We start from the raw sequence: 15,116 nt of genomic DNA, 5'->3' as shown, positions 1-15,116 counted from the left end.
GCCAGCTCTCCTTAATTTTGCTGCTTCACATTTTGTTTGATGTAATTGAATGTTGCGATTTCCTGCTCGCCCAAGCCCCGGTTGACAGTCACAATCACTCGTATCAATTTAGGCTTTTGCTCTTCACGCTCGTTTATGGCATCCGGGATAGCGGTCATGAAGCAATTTCTGGCGACATTCCAATGGATAGTATAGACAGGAGGTGTCGTGCCGCTCGTTAGAGATGGGTAACTGTCAGGTTTCTGCTTATTGGTATCAGTTTGCAGCGGACTGTTATTAATGCCCGCGCATCCGTCTTTGTTCTTGTCCTCAAGATTGATGTAATCTTGCCCCAGCAGCAGCTCAATTTGGTCTGTCGCCCATGTTGCGCCGCTGGTGATGGTGTTGGCGCTGAGGTTTTTAGTGATCACGGCTGACTGCATTCCAAACAACCCCAGAATGCCGATGGTGAAAATCGCCATCGCTATCAGCACCTCTATCAGGGTGAAGCCGGTTTGCCCGGTGCGCAGCAGCCCTTTTGCGCAAACCGCAACTTGAGCAGCAAGGGATTGAGCAGGGGCGAAAAATTTTTCGCCCCTACTCAGCAAGCGGTCTATTCGTTCTGTTTTCATGATTACAGTCCAACATTGCGAAGTTCAATGGAAGTGACAAGCAGCCGCCGCTGATAATTGTCGTTGGGCGGATTGCCGGAACCGCTGGTGCGAGTCCATGCTTTTCCCGAAGCGGGAAGATAGGTTATGGTGTCCTTGTAGTAGGGATCAGGATACAACGAACGAATCAGAATAGAGAGCTGAATAATGCGCGTGTCTTTCGCCAAATCCGCTTCAGGCGGAGGTAGTTCTGGATGCCCCGGAGGACTGTTTCCTTGCAGATAACGAAACTCAATCGCATCAATTCCTTCGGCGACAGCCTGTTGCTGGCCGGGGCTGTCTTGAACTTGCAGATTGCGCATCAATCTGCTGCCCTCCAAGGAATATGTTACTGTATGGAGCTTCCATGTATTATCTTCCAACCCGCAGTATTCAAAAGAAAAATTATCCACCCCCATGTTCAGAATGCCATAGGTTGTCGGATTCACGCTGCAAACACCTCCCGGATTATAGCCGACCATCCGTATGTCTCTGGTTATGAAATCCAGCGCGGAGCGCAACTGCTGCTGGAGGTCAGCCACCTGCCCCTGCGTTTTATAGGAACGCTGCTGGATGCTGTACACACCGTAAACGCCTGCAATGACGAAACTGGAGAGCACCAAGGAGATCATGATCTCCACAAGGGTGAAGCCGCTGCTTGCAAGTATTTTTTTATTCATCATAATCCCCTCAGCTCCTGCTGAACTGTGTGCAGCTCAATCAAGGATTTGTTCCGTCATTGTCCCAAGAAACACCATTGAACCGCCGTATTTTTACCATGCCGTATGTTGTTGTCGTCACAGCATAGCAAACATCATGATTCTGATCGTCGAGATAGGTAGTGCCGGGATTGGCCGTTCCTGTCTTGCCGAAGGTGATATTAGTCGCCAACGCGGTGAAATTTTCCTTGTCCCATCGTTTAACCACCTTGCCTCTGCCATAATTAACACCGCTATATTCCGCCAATTCTCTTTTAAATTCTCCTGCATCCCATTTTTTGTTATCGTTGTCGTCAAAATAATAATATCCGGGTTGCGCAGAGGTGACAAATTTCACCCGGCTTTCAGCGTTATTTTTCACCGCCAGCAGCCGTGCCCGCTGCATGTCCGCATATAAGGTTCTTGCCGCGCTTTTCAGCCGCTGTTCTGGCAAGCCGCTTAAAAAACTTGGCAAACCAATCGCTGAAAGCGCACTGATCAACGCGATAACCACCATCAGCTCAACAAAGGAAAATCCCAAGTCTTCCGTTGTCAGCATTTTACTCCCAAGCAGAGCCGCTGAAGCGCCGCAGCCTGATGCCGCCAAACTGATTCACGCTGGCAGCATAGCAGACATCACTATTCTGATTTTGCAAATAAATATTTGCGCCGATTTCTGGTATTGGAATTTTCTTATTGTTTGTGTCCAGCCCAAGAAAAGCTGTTCCTTGCGGCTCGAAAATTATTGTTCCTGATGAAGGCACAGGACTTGTCTCAATTGCGTAGCCTGTGTCATAGGGCGACCAAAGACTATTTGCTTTTCCTTTGCCATAGCTGATGATTTTGCCGGTTCCGCCGTAACTACTCAATGTTTCTGTAGTTACCGTTACCGTTGCATTACTGTCATTTTTGTAAAATATTGAATATGTTCCGCCAGCTGCGGTACTAAACTGCACCGTTACTTTTTTATTGAGATTCACCGCTAACAGCCTCGCCTTTTGAAGGTCAGAGAGGAGACCTCTTGCTGCGCTTTTCAGCCGCCGCTCTGCCATGCCGCTCAACAGGCTCGGCAGCGCAATTGCCGACAAAGCACCGATCAGGGCGATGACCACCATCAGCTCCACAAAGGAGAAACCCGCTTGTTTGTGTGCGCAGTGTCGTAGTTGTCTGGTCATGATGTCATCTTGGGTTCAAACTTGCGGTCGAAATGCCCCTGCCCTGTTTATGCAACTTTTGTTCCAGTTATAAACAGGCACCGGTTTAACCGCGCTGCAACATCTCTCAATGTCAGGATAAAAAATACATTTTTATTCTGATGCACCATTTCTTCGCTTGTCTTCCGACAATGAAAAAAATTTCTATCGCGGCGGCTGACTATAAAAATATTTTACATTTCATCCGTCGCGCTGTCATCTGCTTCCGGCAGTTTCAGCTTGCTCAACAGCGAAGGATAGCTGATTTCCAGCAATTCGGCAGCCCGGCTCTTGTTGCCGCCGACCGCCTCCATCGCCCGCCCGATCAGCCACTGATCGACAATCTGCCGTCCTTTTTTGATGGAGGAAACGCCGCGCAGCAGCTCCAGCGGATGCCTGCCGCCGCTTTCTGTCAGCAGCTCCGGCAGATTGTCCGGCTGAATCAGCCTGTCCTCGGCCAGCAGCACGGCCCGTTCCAGCACGTTTTCCAGCTCGCGGACATTGCCCGGCCACGAATGCGCGAGCAGCCGCTGCAAGGCCGCCGGAGCGATACCCTCAATCTCAGGCCGGTTCATGCTGACAGCGAATTTTTCAACGAAATACTCACAGAGCTGCGGAATGTCAGCGATACGCTCGCGCAGCGGCGGCAGGTGGATGTTGACTACGTTGAGGCGGTAGAACAAATCTTCACGGAAGCGGCCTGCCCGCACTTCCTCAGCCAGATTGCGGGCTGTGGCCGCAATGAGCCGCACATCCACCCTGCGGCTGGCCGATGCGCCGACGCGCCGGATTTCCTGCTCCTGCACGACCCGCAGCAGCTTGACCTGCATGGCTAACGGCAGCTCGCCGATTTCATCAAGGAAGAGCGTGCCGCCGTCCGCCTCCTCGAACAGGCCTTTGCGGTCGCGGTCCGCGCCGGTGAAAGCCCCGCGCACGTGGCCGAACAGCTCGCTTTCCAAGAGATTTTCCGGGATGCCGCCGCAGTTCACCGCCAAAAAGAGCTTGGCCGCCCTGCCGCTTTGCTCGTGAATGCCGCGAGCGGCCAGCTCCTTGCCTGTGCCGGACTCGCCAGTGATCAGCACAGTGGTGCTGTGCTTGGCAACCTTGGCCGCGAGCTGAAAGACCGCCTGCATCGCCTTGCCGCCGCCAATCATCCCGCCCAGCCCGGCGGCCTGCTCCAGCACGGCCAGCCGCTTTTTCAGCAGGATGTTCTCCCGCCGCAGCCGCTCGCGCTCCTCGGCCTTTTTCAGCACCAGCACGATTTCATCATTTTTGAACGGCTTGGAAATGAAATCGTAGGCGCCCTGCTTCATCGCCTCAATGGCCGTGTCCACCGTGCCAAAGGCGGACATCATGATGATGACAGCGGAATGGCGGATTTCGGCGGCGGCTTGAAGAAAGGCGATGCCGTCCATTTCCGGCATTCGGATGTCGCAGAGGACGAAATCAAACCTGCCGCCGCGCAGCAGCTCCAGCCCGGCACGGCCATGCGCGGCGGTCTCCGCCGCATAGCCCTCAACCCGCAGCAGAGCGGAAAGCATGTGCCGCATGTTTTCCTCGTCATCAATCACCAGCACCCGCTTCAGCTCATCAGCCATTGCCTTTCTCCTGCATTGATCACTTGACAGCAGCAAGAACAAGCTGCCTGAGCGGAGTCGAAGGCAGCGGTTTCGGCTCCGCTCAACCGCCTTAACAAAATGCCAAGGGCAGGCAGATCGAAACCGTGCTCCCCTGCCCTGCCCTGCTTGCCATCTTCATTGAGCCGCCTGCCGCCTCGACAATGGAGCGTGAGACCGACAGCCCAAGGCCGGTGCCTCGCCCCGGCTCCTTGGTGGTGAAAAAGGGATCAAAGACCGCGCCGAGCTGCTCCGCCGCGATGCCGATGCCGTTGTCCTCGATGCGGAGGCGGAGCAGGCCCGGCTCCGGCAGATCGGTGGTCAGAGTGATCACGCCGTCTGTCCGCCCTGCGCTGCCGACAGCGTCCGCGCTGTTGAGCAGGCAGTTGAGCAGCACTTGGCGGAGCTGGTCAGGATCGGCATGAACCCTGTCCTGCGCCGCCCCAGCCTGCACAGTCAGCTTGATCTGCCGGAACGCCTTCTGCACCCGCACCATGTCCGCCGCAGCCTCCATCAGCTCGTGCAGGGAGACATCCTCAGGCCTGCCCTTGGAGCTTCTGGCGCAATCCAAAAGCTGCCGGACAAGCCGGGTCACCCGCTCCAGCTCCTGCGCCGCCCGGCGGATGAAATCCTGATTATCCGCGCTCTGGCCGCCGCGCTCCAGCAGGCCGAGATAGCCCTGAATCACCGCCAAAGGATTGCCGATTTCATGCGCCAGCCCGGCGGCCAGCCGACCGGCGGCGGCCAATTTCTCCGCCCGGATCAGCTCCTCCTGCCGTTCATGCAGCTGGCGGTTGACGGTTTCCAGCTCGGCCACCGTCGTCCGCAGGATATGCCGGTCGTGCTCGATCCGCGCCAACATGCTGTTGAGGCTGCTCGCCAGCCGGTTGAACTCGCTGCCGGAATCCTCAGCGGCGAACCAGACCGCCTCGCTGCCGCTGTGCCGCCTGGCCAGCTCCACCAGCCGTTCCGCTGGCCGGACAACCAAGCTGTTCAGGCGGAAAAAAAACAGCGCGGCTAGTGCCAGCAGATTGACGGCTATATATATAAGGACGATCCGCTCCGCCTGCCAAAGGGCGTGAAACACGGATTCCAGCGGGCGGATTACCGCAACCACGCCGATGATCCGCCCGTCCTGCCGCAACGGCAGCGCGCTGGCTATAAACGGTGCCCTGCCGCGCAGCAGCTCCGCCGCCCAGGCTGTTGAATGGACTACAGCCTGGCCGGTGCGCATGGACTCGGCGGCAGCTTCCGCCAGCAGCGGCGGCAGACCGGCTCGCGCCTCATCCCGCAGCAGCACGACGATTTCTCCAGTCTGTGCGCCGGGATAGAATTCCGCAAAAAAAAATGCCTGCGGCCTTGCTTTTTCCACCGCCGCGCGGTATGCAATATGAATCAGCGCGGCTTGATCCTGCGCCGCCTCCCGCTGGAGGGCATCGCGCTTCCAAAACACGAACAGCACGAGATTGATCAGCAGCATGGTGGCCAGCAGCAGCGCGGCCACAGTCAGCGTCAGTTTGGTTTTCATTGCAGTTTCACCTTAGCACAGCGGCGGTGGCGGCGACAAGGAAAAGTGCCGGTGCCCTGCCAAGTGACAAAAATTGTCACTCGGTGACAAAAAACGTCACCGCCGAGGACTGAACAGCGCAGCGGGCAGGTGCTGGCGGCAGGTACAGGGATGCGCTTGGGCGGTCAACTGTCTGCGCCGCAAAGAGAAAAATGATTGCAGCAGCCGAGCAGGAAAATTGGCACGGCTTTTGCTTATACCAAAGCAAACGAGAAAGGCCGGATGACGGCAGCCACGCCCCCGGCAACCAACACAACCGAGAGGAACATCATGAAGATCAATAAACTGAGAATGCTGGCCAACCAGAAAGGCTTCACCCTGATCGAGCTGATGATCGTTATCGCCATCATCGGCATCTTGGCCGCAGTTGCGATTCCGAACTTCATCTCTTATCGTGACAAATCGTACTGCTCCGCAGCAGAGAAGGATGCGAATGGTTTAATGGCTACTGTCGCTGACTACTTTGCAATTCCTGCTCATACTACGTGGACTCCTGTAACTTTGGCAGCACCATTCACTGGTGGTGTAGTAGGTAGTGATAACTCTATAAAATGGCCTGCACTGTCTGGCAAGAACGCGGCTACAATTAGTGGTACCGTCTCAAATATAGTAGTTGCCGTTACAGACGGCAGCCTGCGTTGTCCGTCGGACTACAAAGCTGCACAGGCTAATGCTGGCTGGAGTGGTGGTGCTACTGCTACAGCTTTCTATAAGAAGATGAAATAACATTATCACTCTCAAACAAAAGGAGTGGTCAGGACTATGACCGCTCCTTTTGCTATTTTATAGCAATGAAAGTAAATAAAACAATCGGTATACTACTTGTTATCTTTTTTATTTCCTTTGCTTACTCCAATACATTTCAATCCTCATGGCATTTTGATGATGAGCCGAACATTCTCCTCAACAGCAATCTACATATAACAAAATTTAATTTGCAGCAAATTAATCAGGCGATGCGGGCGCACCCCACGTCTTCCGAGAGCGGAAAACTGTACCGTCCGATTCCATGCCTGACCTTCGGTCTCAATTGGTATTTTGGACAGGACGATGTTTGGGGATATCATGCGATCAACATAGCGGTTCACATTTTGACCGCATGGCTGCTTTTTCTGACGCTGCGCCTGCTGCTGCGCATTCATTATCAGGAGCAGGAAAATTCGCAGCTAATTGACACAGCCGCCCTGCTCGGCGCACTCTTCTGGGCACTCGCTCCCATCCAGACACAGGCCGTCACTTACATTGTCCAGCGCATGGCCTCAATGGCGGCCATGTTCGGCATTGCAGGTATTTATTCTTACTTGCGCGGCAGAACCGCCGCAAAGGGAAAATTTTATTGGTTCGTCCTTTCGTTAATAGCATTCTTCGCCGCCCTCGGCAGCAAAGAGAACGCCATTATGTTGCTGCCTTCCCTTGTTTTGATTGAAGCTGCTTTTTTCAGGCACTCAATCACAAAACGTCAGATTGTCCGCCTCGTCCTTGCCTCAGTTTTCATCCTGCCCGCCGCCTTTTTTTTCGTCTATTACGGACTTGGACTCACTCCCTTTAGCTTGTCAAATCCACTGCGTTTCCTTGATGATTACAGCAACCGTTCCTTCACCTTCAGTCAGAGGATTTTAACGCAGCCGCGTATCCTGCTGATGTACCTTTCGCAGATATTTCTTCCCATTGTTGATCGACTGTCTTTCGAGCATGATGTTGTTTTGTCCACTTCGCTTTTCTCTCCATGGACGACACTCCCCTCCATCGCGGCTGTTGTTGGTCTGATTGGAGGTGCCATATTTCTTTTAAAGAAATATCCGCTCATCTGCTTTCCTGTGCTTTTTTATTTTCTTAATCATGCGGTCGAATCTACTATTTTGCAGCTTGAGCTGGTGTTTGAACATCGCAACTATCTTCCTTCGCTTTTTCTCTTTCTTCCGGTCGGAGCTGCGGTCGCCCGCATTCTGTGCAGCAATCCGCCGCAGCCTGCCTTCCGCCGGACGACCGCAGTATTCTGTGCCACGCTTTTCCTAATTATCTCAGGTCATGCCACATACACCAGAAACATGGTTTGGGCGACAGATGAAACTCTCTGGACGGATGCCATCAGGAAAGCTCCGAAAAGCGCAAGAGCGGCGGCGCATTTAGGCCAATGGTATGACAAACAAGGACAAAAAGAAAAAGCTTATCAATATTTTCAATTATCTTTAGCAAATGCGGAACATGCGCCGAGTCCAAAATATGCCACCACCGTAGCTCTTAACTTAATAGGTGCTTTGCACTACAGCCGACAGGAAAATGAAAATGCGCTTATCTATTTTAATAGATGCATCGATATTGACCCGTACAATATCGATTGCACAGCAAACAGAATATTAATTTTTTTGCATACAAACCAAAACAATCTGGCATTTGATGACGCTAAAAAATTAACAGATAAATATCCTGGCTCTTTTAAATACAGGTACTTAGCAGCTCTTTCATTGTACCAAGCCAATAAATTTGATGCAGCTTTCGATATGATCGCCAATGCTGCCAGCCAGCTTGATGATCATCAGATAATGCAGCTTGCCGGTATAATTTTTCTTAAAAAGCATGACTATCAGAACAGTCTATTCTTTTTAAGAAGAGCCGAAGAAATTCTTCCATCTTTGGAGAATAAAATAAATTTAGCAGCTATTTCTTATTTGGCTGGCTATCAAGTTCCTCTTGAAAAAATTACTCGTGCAATTTTTTTTGGATATAAAAAAGAAAACATTGACCTCCTGCTGAAAGAAGATCGTTATAATATCTTAACAGAAGATATGCGGCAATATTTTTACGACAAATTTAAAAAAATGGCCTATCATAATGAACAGCAGATATCTTCTCCGTAAACAAACTTTCCTCTGGTTCGCCGCGCTGCTGCTTGCCTTGACAGGTCTTGCAGTCACCCTCTATTCCGCTCACAGCCACTATCAGAACTACACCGACCCGCTTTACAGCAGCTTCTGCGCCATCAGCAAAGCCATCAACTGCGACACGGTCGCGCAAAGCCCGTGGTCGATTCTTTTTTCAATTCCAGTCGCGTGGTGGGGCGTGCTCTTCTATGTGTTCTTTCTGTTCATCCTGCTGACAGAAAACCGCCGTAACCTCGTCGCCTGGCAGGGATTTTTCTTTGTGATGCTGATAGCCTCTGCTGTCACACTGGTGCTGGCGGTCATTGCTATCACGCAAATTAAATCACTTTGCCTTGTCTGTTTAGCCACCTACATCATCACGTTTTTTCTAACCTACACCTGCTGGCTTGGCAAACGCCGCTGCAAAGAAGCCATTGCAAAAGGTGGGGAAGGCTTCAGCACAACATTGCAAAAAACAGACGCGCTGCGCAATTACGGCACTGCCGCCGGAATATTTTGCGTCAGTTTACTGCTCCTATACGGCCTGATGCCGCGCTACTGGCTGCTCTCTCCAGCAGAAGCCGACATCAGCCATCTGCCGCATGGTCTGACCAAGGACGGTCATCCGTGGATCGGCGCGGAAAAGCCTGCGATCACCATTGAGCAGTTTTCTGACTACCAGTGCTTTCAGTGCAGCAAGATGTATCTGCTCCTGCGCCAAATGCTGGCCGCACATCCTGATTCTCTCCGCTTTGTTCACCGGCATTATCCCTTAGATCATAAAGTGAATTCGGTTATTGTGCCGGAACCATTTCATCAAGGTTCCGGTGATCTGGCAAAAATAGCCATACTCGCCGCGCTTCGGGACAAATTCTGGCAGACCAATGATTTGCTCTACGCGCTGATGCGCAACAAAGTGCAGGAAATTCCTTTGCAAAAGATTGCCGATAAAACCGGCCTCGACCGCAATGAGCTGTCTGCGGCTCTGTCGCATCCTGATATTGCCGAGCTGCTGCGTAGAGACATCTGGCAGGGGATGAAATTAGGCATCACCGGCACCCCGGCCTTCCTGATTGACGGAAAAATCTATCAAGGCAATATTCCACCAGAAATTCTGAGAAAAGTTGCCGAGCTGCCGTCGGGTAAATGAACAGACGGCTTCTTTTTTTGCAGGCGGCACTGAGTCTTGTCCTGTTCAGCCTTGTTCTGCTTGCCTGCACCCCGCCTTTTGACCGCGACGGCCTGATTCACCATCTGCAAGTCCCAAAGCTTTATCTCCAGCACGGCAGCATCTACGAGATTCCCGATCTGGTCTTTTCGTATTATCCCATGAATCTCGACCTGCTCTACATGGGGGCTTTATGGCTTGGCAGCGACATTCTGCCAAAATATATTCACATGGCCTTTGCCTTGGCCACGGCCATGCTGCTTTTTTTTCATCTGCAAAAACGCTTGCCCAGCATCTACGCTTGGCTGGGCGCGGTCTTTTTTCTCAGCATTCCGGTTATTGTCAAACTTTCCATCACCGTTTACGTTGACCTTGGCCTTGTCTTTTTCAGCACTGCCGCTTTATTGCTGCTTTTCCGCTGGTTAGAGACGCGGCGGCTGCGTCATCTGCTGCTGGCAGGATTTTGTTGCGGCTTAGGCATCGGCACGAAATACAACGGCCTGCTGGTGCTGTTCATTTTGACGGTGCTGGTGCCAGTTCTTTTCATCAGAAGTCAAGAGCAGCAAAAAGGAGCGGCATTGTTCGTGGTAAAAGCCGCTGTGTTTTTCTGCTTTGCCGCGTTGCTGGCTGCCTCGCCGCTGCTGATCAGAAACACGGTCTGGACAGGCAATCCGATGTACCCGCTCTACAATGGTTTCTTCAACCGCGCCCATGCGCCGTCGGCGGCAGAGACCGGAGCTGAGGAGATGCAGCAGCCCAAAAGCGGCGGCGTGCGCGGTGTGTTCGCCACTCGCTATGTCCTTTACGGCGAAAATATCTGGCAGCTGCTCCTCCTGCCGGTGCGGATTTTTTTTCATGAAACGCAGGACGACGATCCCCGCTATTTTGATGGCCGCCTGAATCCTTTCCTGCTTTTGCTGCCGCTGACCGCGCTCCTGCTCCTGAAAAAAGCAAACCGCCAAGCGCGGCTTGAGCAGGCCGCAATGGCCGCTTTCTGTCTGCTGTATTTCCTTTACGCCTTTAATATCGAGGTGCTGCGCATTCGCTATTTAGTGCCGATGGTTCCGTTTTTAGTCATTCTTTCCATGCACGGCCTGCACCGGCTGGAAACGCTGGCCGGAACTGGCCGCCTTGCCGCAGCCGTCTGGCTGCTTCCTGTAATTTTGATGCTGACGTGGAACGGTCTCTACATCCGCCAGCAGTTTGCAAAGGTTGATCCCTTCAGTTATATCAGCGGACGCTTGAGCAGAGATGAATATCTTGCCAAACAGATTCCAGAATATCCACTTCTTCAGCACATCAACAGCAAGCTACCGGATTCGGCGAAAATACTTTGCATCTTCATGGGCTGGCGGGGATATTACATAAACAGGCCGCATTTCTTTGATTATTTGGGAAATGCAAACGGCCTGCTGGCGTGGCTGAAGCAGCCGGGAATGACAGCGGAACAGATTGGGCAGCGGCTGAAGGAAAAAGGCTTCAGCCATTTGCTGATCAGGCGGGATTTGCTCTACAACCAGCTGCGGCAGGAAGAGGTCAGCACCCAGCAGCTTTGGGTGGAGCTGGAGCAGCGGCATTTTCAGCCGCTGGCCTCTCATCTCTATTACACCTTGTACCAGACCTCATTCTGAGGAGGCAATTTTTTCTTTCTCACTGAAACGTTTTTCCGTGCCGTTGAGCAGCCGCCGGATGTTCTGCTGATGTTTGATCCAGATCATCAAAGCGACAAATGCGGCCAGCCAAAATTTCCACGCTGGTTCGTCAAGAAAATAGAGGCTTGGCGGCATGGCGGCTGCGCCAAGAAGCGAGCCGAGAGAGACAAAGCCGGTCGGCACAGTTATGGCAAGAAAGAGAGCCACGCTGATCAGCAGGGCTTTGGGAGCGAGATAGAGAAAAATGCCCAGCGCGGTGGCCACGCCTTTGCCGCCTTTGAAGCGAAGAAAAACCGGAAACATGTGCCCGGTCACCGCCGCCGCGCCGCAAAGGGCGGTTATCAGGTCGCGGCTCGAGTCATCGCCGCCGAGCAGCAGTTCGGCAGTCAGCATGGGCAGAAACCCTTTCGCCGCATCGAGAAACAAGGTGAGCAGGCCGATTTTTTTGCCCACCAAGCGGGAGACATTGGTCGCGCCGATGTTGCCGCTGCCGTGCTGGCGGATGTCAATGCCGCTGCGCCGCGACAGGAGCAGGCCGAAGGGAATCGAGCCGATCAGGTAAGCCGCCGTAGGCAGCAGGAGATGCAGGCTGTTCATGACCGGCTGCGTCCGCGCTCAGGCTGAATGTTCAAGCAGGATGTTCAGCATCCGCCGCACCGGCTCTGCCGCGCCCCAGAGGAGCTGGTCGCCGACCGTGAACGCACTGAGATACTGCGGGCCAAGATTCATCTTCCGCAGACGGCCAATCGGCACAGTCAGGGTGCCGGAAATAGCTGCCGGGGACAGCTCGCGTAGGGTGTCCTCCTTGGTGTTCGGCACCAGCCGCACCCAAGCGTTGTGGCTGACTATCGCCGCCTCAATCTCATCCAGCGGAATGTCCTGATTCAACTTCACGGTCAGCGCCTGGCTGTGGCAGCGCATCGCCCCGACCCGCACGCAGCAGCCGTCCACCGGAATCTGGCAGCTCTCGTCCCGGCCCAAAATTTTGTTGGTCTCGGTGATGCCCTTCCATTCCTCGCGGGTCTGGCCGTTTTCCATCGCCCGGTCAATCCACGGAATCAGGCTGGCCGCCAGCGGCGCGCCAAAATGCTGGGTGAGGAAGCGCGGGCTGCGGATGGTTTCCGTCACATTGCGGTCGATGGCGAGGATGTTGGCCTTGTCATCAAGCAGATTCTGGCAGTTTTCGCCGATCAGCCGCATCTGGTTGACCAACTCCAGCATATTCTTCGCCCCAGCCCCGCTCGCAGCCTGATAGGTCTGCGTGCTCAACCACTCCACCCAGCCTTTTTCAAAAAGGCCGCCGAGTGCCATCAACATCAAAGAAACCGTGCAGTTGCCGCCGATATAATTTTTAATGCCGCCCGCCAGGCCTTTGTCAATCACCGCCCGGTTGACCGGATCAAGAACGATGATCGCGTCCTTCTCCAAACGCAGGGCGGAAGCCGCGTCAATCCAATAGCCCTGCCAGCCCGCCTCGCGCAGCTTGGGATAGACTTCTTTGGTGTAATCGCCGCCCTGGCAGGAAAGAATGATGTCCAAATCCTTCAGCAGCTCAATGTTGAAAGCATCCAGCAGCTCAAAAGTTGCGCCGTTGATCTCCGGCCCGGCCTGCCCGGCCTGCGAGGTGGAGAAAAAAAGCGGCTCGAAATTTTGAAAATCGTTTTCCTCGCGCATCCGCTCCATAAGCACCGAGCCGACCATGCCGCGCCACCCGATGATGCCTGTTTTTTTCATAATCTGTTCCTGAATAATTTGTGCAGAGTTTTTTCCCTGACGGGCTGGGTCAGATGATCCGCAGATAATGAATCAGCTCTTTGGCGATGACCGGAGCCACCGAATACACTTCCAGTATATCATCTGTTTTTGTGCCGGGATAGGTGTCTGCGCCGATAATCCGGCGGATGCCCCGCTCTTGGAACTTGGCGCGGGCGTTGCCGGAGAGCACCAGATGGGTGGCCATGCAGAGCACATCGGTCGCGCCTGCCTCGTAGCAGCGGTCGGCGGTCTGGAGCATCGAGCCGCCGGTGCGGATCATGTCGTCGCAGATGATGGCGGTCTTGCCTTTAACCGCGCTGGAAAGCTGGCCGATGATGGTTTTGTCCACATCGTAGCGGTCTTTGTTCGCCGCCGTGTGCGGGCAGCCAAGGATGCCCGCCACTCGCGCCACCCGCTTGCTGAAACCGTAATCCGGTGAAACAAGGACGTAATCACCCAGTTCCATATCCCGAATTTTTTTCGCCGCCAGCTCCTCCGTCCAAATATGCCGGGTTTTGATCTCGCCGGAATGCGCGTGCAGCACGGCCTCGGAATGCAGATCAACAAAGGCCACATATTTCGGGCGGCTGCGGAATATTTGCCGGGTGCGGGTCACGCCTTTGGGGATTTCGCCGGACTCCGGCTTGGCCCGCTCCATGGTCGAATAGCCGAGATAGGGTATCACCACGTTGACGCTGCGGACGTTCCAGTACAGTCCGCCCGCGATCAGGTCAAGCAACTCCTGAAGCGCACTGTCCGTGTGCGTGGCCGAGATGATAACCATATCCACCCCGGAGACATCGCGGGGAAAGGCATGATAAATTTCACCATCGGAGAATTGCTTGCGCACCATCGGGGTCCATTCAATCTGGAGTTCCGATGCGACTTTGTCGGCCAGCGGAATAGTGTCCTGTGTGGCGAGCAGAAGAATGTTTTCGCGTCTGGTCATTTTTCTTGCTCTGCTCAGAACCAGCGTTTTTTTCGGAAGAAGAATACGCCGAGTATCGACATGCTGACTGACATGCCAAGCACAGCCAAGAATGAATATCTGGAATGCTGAAACGGCACTTCAATATTCATTCCATAGAAGCTGACAACTAGATTTGGAATCATCATAATGATGGTGATCAGGGTTAAAATTTTCATTACCGCATTCAGATTGTTTGAAATTACCGAAGCAAATGCATCCATCATGCCGCTGAGAATGTTGCTGTAGATATTCGCCATCTCAATAGCCTGCTTGTTTTCGATGATCACATCTTCAAGCATATCCTCATCATCTTCATTCAGGCCAAGTGTCTTGATTTTCAGCAGCCGTTCCATCATCAGTTCATTGGATTTCAGCGCAGTTGTAAAAAATACAAGGCTTTTCTCCAGGTTAAGCAGACGGATCAATTCCTCATTTTTCAATGATTTTTGCAGTTCTTTTTCAATTTCTCCGGTCCGCCGGTTTATCTCTTTCAAAAATTTCAAATACAACAACGCGGTTCGGAGAAAAATACGGAGAAAAAATCCTGTTTTGCTGGCACTTGGAATGCTCTTCACCTTGCCGATATGCAATTCGAGCAGCTCATTGATATCAGAAGAACAGATTGTGATCAGAATATCATTTTTCGCTAAGATGATGCCAGCAGGAATGGTGATAAAAGGCACTTCTGAGTTATTCTCATCATAATCTGGAATCCTGAGAACTATCAGCAGCAGTCCTTCTTCGGTTTCAATCCGCGACCTTTCATCTATATCTAAGGGGTCTGTTAAAAAATCTAAAGGAATATCCAGTTCTGCTGACAGCTTTTCTACTTCCTGCCTGCTTGGATTGACAATATTAACCCAGCAGCTTTGCTCAATCTCTTCAACAGAAGCATATCTGTTCCCGACCCATTTGAACACTTGAATCATCGCTGTCACCTTTCTCGTTTGTGCAATTTTTTGATGACAGAACCTGCTGTCCAGTCAGCGCAGGAAAAATATTTTCCC

14 protein-coding genes are annotated in these 15,116 nt (G+C 52.8%); 4 read left to right on the top strand and 10 right to left on the bottom strand.

The genetic code is table 11. From position 1 onward, the window contains the following. Positions 1-11 precede the first annotated feature (11 nt). The 6 genes from ACNKH6_RS02435 to ACNKH6_RS02410 form a co-directional block, all read right to left on the bottom strand. Positions 12-611 carry a type IV pilus modification PilV family protein gene (locus ACNKH6_RS02435; RefSeq protein ID WP_417913955.1) on the bottom strand — a complete coding sequence of 200 codons (600 nt, stop codon included), beginning with the start codon at positions 609-611 and terminating at the stop codon, positions 12-14. Between the two features lie 2 nt (positions 612-613). Further along, positions 614-1,312, bottom strand: a complete 699-nt coding sequence (locus tag ACNKH6_RS02430) for a prepilin-type N-terminal cleavage/methylation domain-containing protein (RefSeq protein WP_417913954.1) — start codon at positions 1,310-1,312, stop codon at positions 614-616. A 37-nt stretch (positions 1,313-1,349) separates the two neighbouring features. Then, entirely contained in the window at positions 1,350-1,886 is a 537-nt protein-coding gene (locus ACNKH6_RS02425) for a GspH/FimT family pseudopilin (protein ID WP_417913953.1), read from the bottom strand. Position 1,887: 1 nt separating this feature from the next. Continuing rightward, positions 1,888-2,502 (bottom strand): GspH/FimT family pseudopilin, encoded by a 615-nt coding sequence (locus tag ACNKH6_RS02420; RefSeq protein ID WP_417913952.1) that lies wholly within the window; start codon positions 2,500-2,502, stop codon positions 1,888-1,890. Between the two features lie 212 nt (positions 2,503-2,714). After that, positions 2,715-4,118 (bottom strand): sigma-54-dependent transcriptional regulator, encoded by a 1,404-nt coding sequence (locus ACNKH6_RS02415; protein WP_417913951.1) that lies wholly within the window; start codon positions 4,116-4,118, stop codon positions 2,715-2,717. Between the two features lie 91 nt (positions 4,119-4,209). Then, positions 4,210-5,664, bottom strand: a complete 1,455-nt coding sequence (locus tag ACNKH6_RS02410) for a sensor histidine kinase (protein ID WP_417913950.1) — start codon at positions 5,662-5,664, stop codon at positions 4,210-4,212. A gap of 195 nt (positions 5,665-5,859) precedes the next feature. On the opposite strand from ACNKH6_RS02410, the gene ACNKH6_RS02405 reads away from it, so the two are divergent. The 4 genes from ACNKH6_RS02405 to ACNKH6_RS02390 all read left to right on the top strand — a co-directional run bounded on the left by ACNKH6_RS02405 (position 5,860) and on the right by ACNKH6_RS02390 (position 11,363). Continuing rightward, positions 5,860-6,429, top strand: coding sequence for a type IV pilin protein (locus ACNKH6_RS02405; RefSeq protein WP_417913949.1), 570 nt, complete (start codon positions 5,860-5,862; stop codon positions 6,427-6,429). A gap of 65 nt (positions 6,430-6,494) precedes the next feature. Continuing rightward, positions 6,495-8,561, top strand: coding sequence for a tetratricopeptide repeat protein (locus tag ACNKH6_RS02400; protein ID WP_417913948.1), 2,067 nt, complete (start codon positions 6,495-6,497; stop codon positions 8,559-8,561). After that, positions 8,536-9,714: a vitamin K epoxide reductase family protein gene (locus tag ACNKH6_RS02395; protein ID WP_417913947.1), complete on the top strand. Its 1,179-nt coding sequence runs from the start codon at positions 8,536-8,538 to the stop codon at positions 9,712-9,714. The genes ACNKH6_RS02400 and ACNKH6_RS02395 overlap by 26 nt, the downstream gene beginning before the upstream one ends. Beyond that, entirely contained in the window at positions 9,711-11,363 is a 1,653-nt protein-coding gene (locus ACNKH6_RS02390) for an ArnT family glycosyltransferase (RefSeq protein ID WP_417913946.1), read from the top strand. Before ACNKH6_RS02395 ends, ACNKH6_RS02390 begins: the two co-directional genes overlap by 4 nt. Here the strand turns inward: ACNKH6_RS02390 and plsY are convergent. From plsY to ACNKH6_RS02370, 4 genes are read right to left on the bottom strand one after another with little or no spacing between them, the layout of a single operon-like run. Then, positions 11,355-11,981 (bottom strand): glycerol-3-phosphate 1-O-acyltransferase PlsY, encoded by a 627-nt coding sequence (gene plsY / locus ACNKH6_RS02385; protein ID WP_417913945.1) that lies wholly within the window; start codon positions 11,979-11,981, stop codon positions 11,355-11,357. The genes ACNKH6_RS02390 and plsY overlap by 9 nt on opposite strands. Before the next feature lie 18 nt (positions 11,982-11,999). Continuing rightward, complete coding sequence (asd, locus tag ACNKH6_RS02380; RefSeq protein ID WP_417913944.1) at positions 12,000-13,118, bottom strand: aspartate-semialdehyde dehydrogenase; 1,119 nt, start codon at positions 13,116-13,118, stop codon at positions 12,000-12,002. A 49-nt stretch (positions 13,119-13,167) separates the two neighbouring features. After that, the gene (prs, locus tag ACNKH6_RS02375; protein WP_417913943.1) at positions 13,168-14,088 is read right to left on the bottom strand and encodes a ribose-phosphate diphosphokinase; all 921 of its coding nucleotides are present in this window, start codon (positions 14,086-14,088) and stop codon (positions 13,168-13,170) included. Between the two features lie 14 nt (positions 14,089-14,102). Continuing rightward, the gene (locus tag ACNKH6_RS02370; protein WP_417913975.1) at positions 14,103-15,038 is read right to left on the bottom strand and encodes a magnesium transporter CorA family protein; all 936 of its coding nucleotides are present in this window, start codon (positions 15,036-15,038) and stop codon (positions 14,103-14,105) included. Between the last annotated feature and the right edge of the window lie 78 nt (positions 15,039-15,116).

Source organism: Candidatus Electronema sp. JM (genome assembly GCF_048287415.1).
Classification (GTDB): Bacteria; Desulfobacterota; Desulfobulbia; order Desulfobulbales; family Desulfobulbaceae; genus Electronema.
This window is presented reverse-complemented; position numbering and strand designations above follow the sequence as displayed.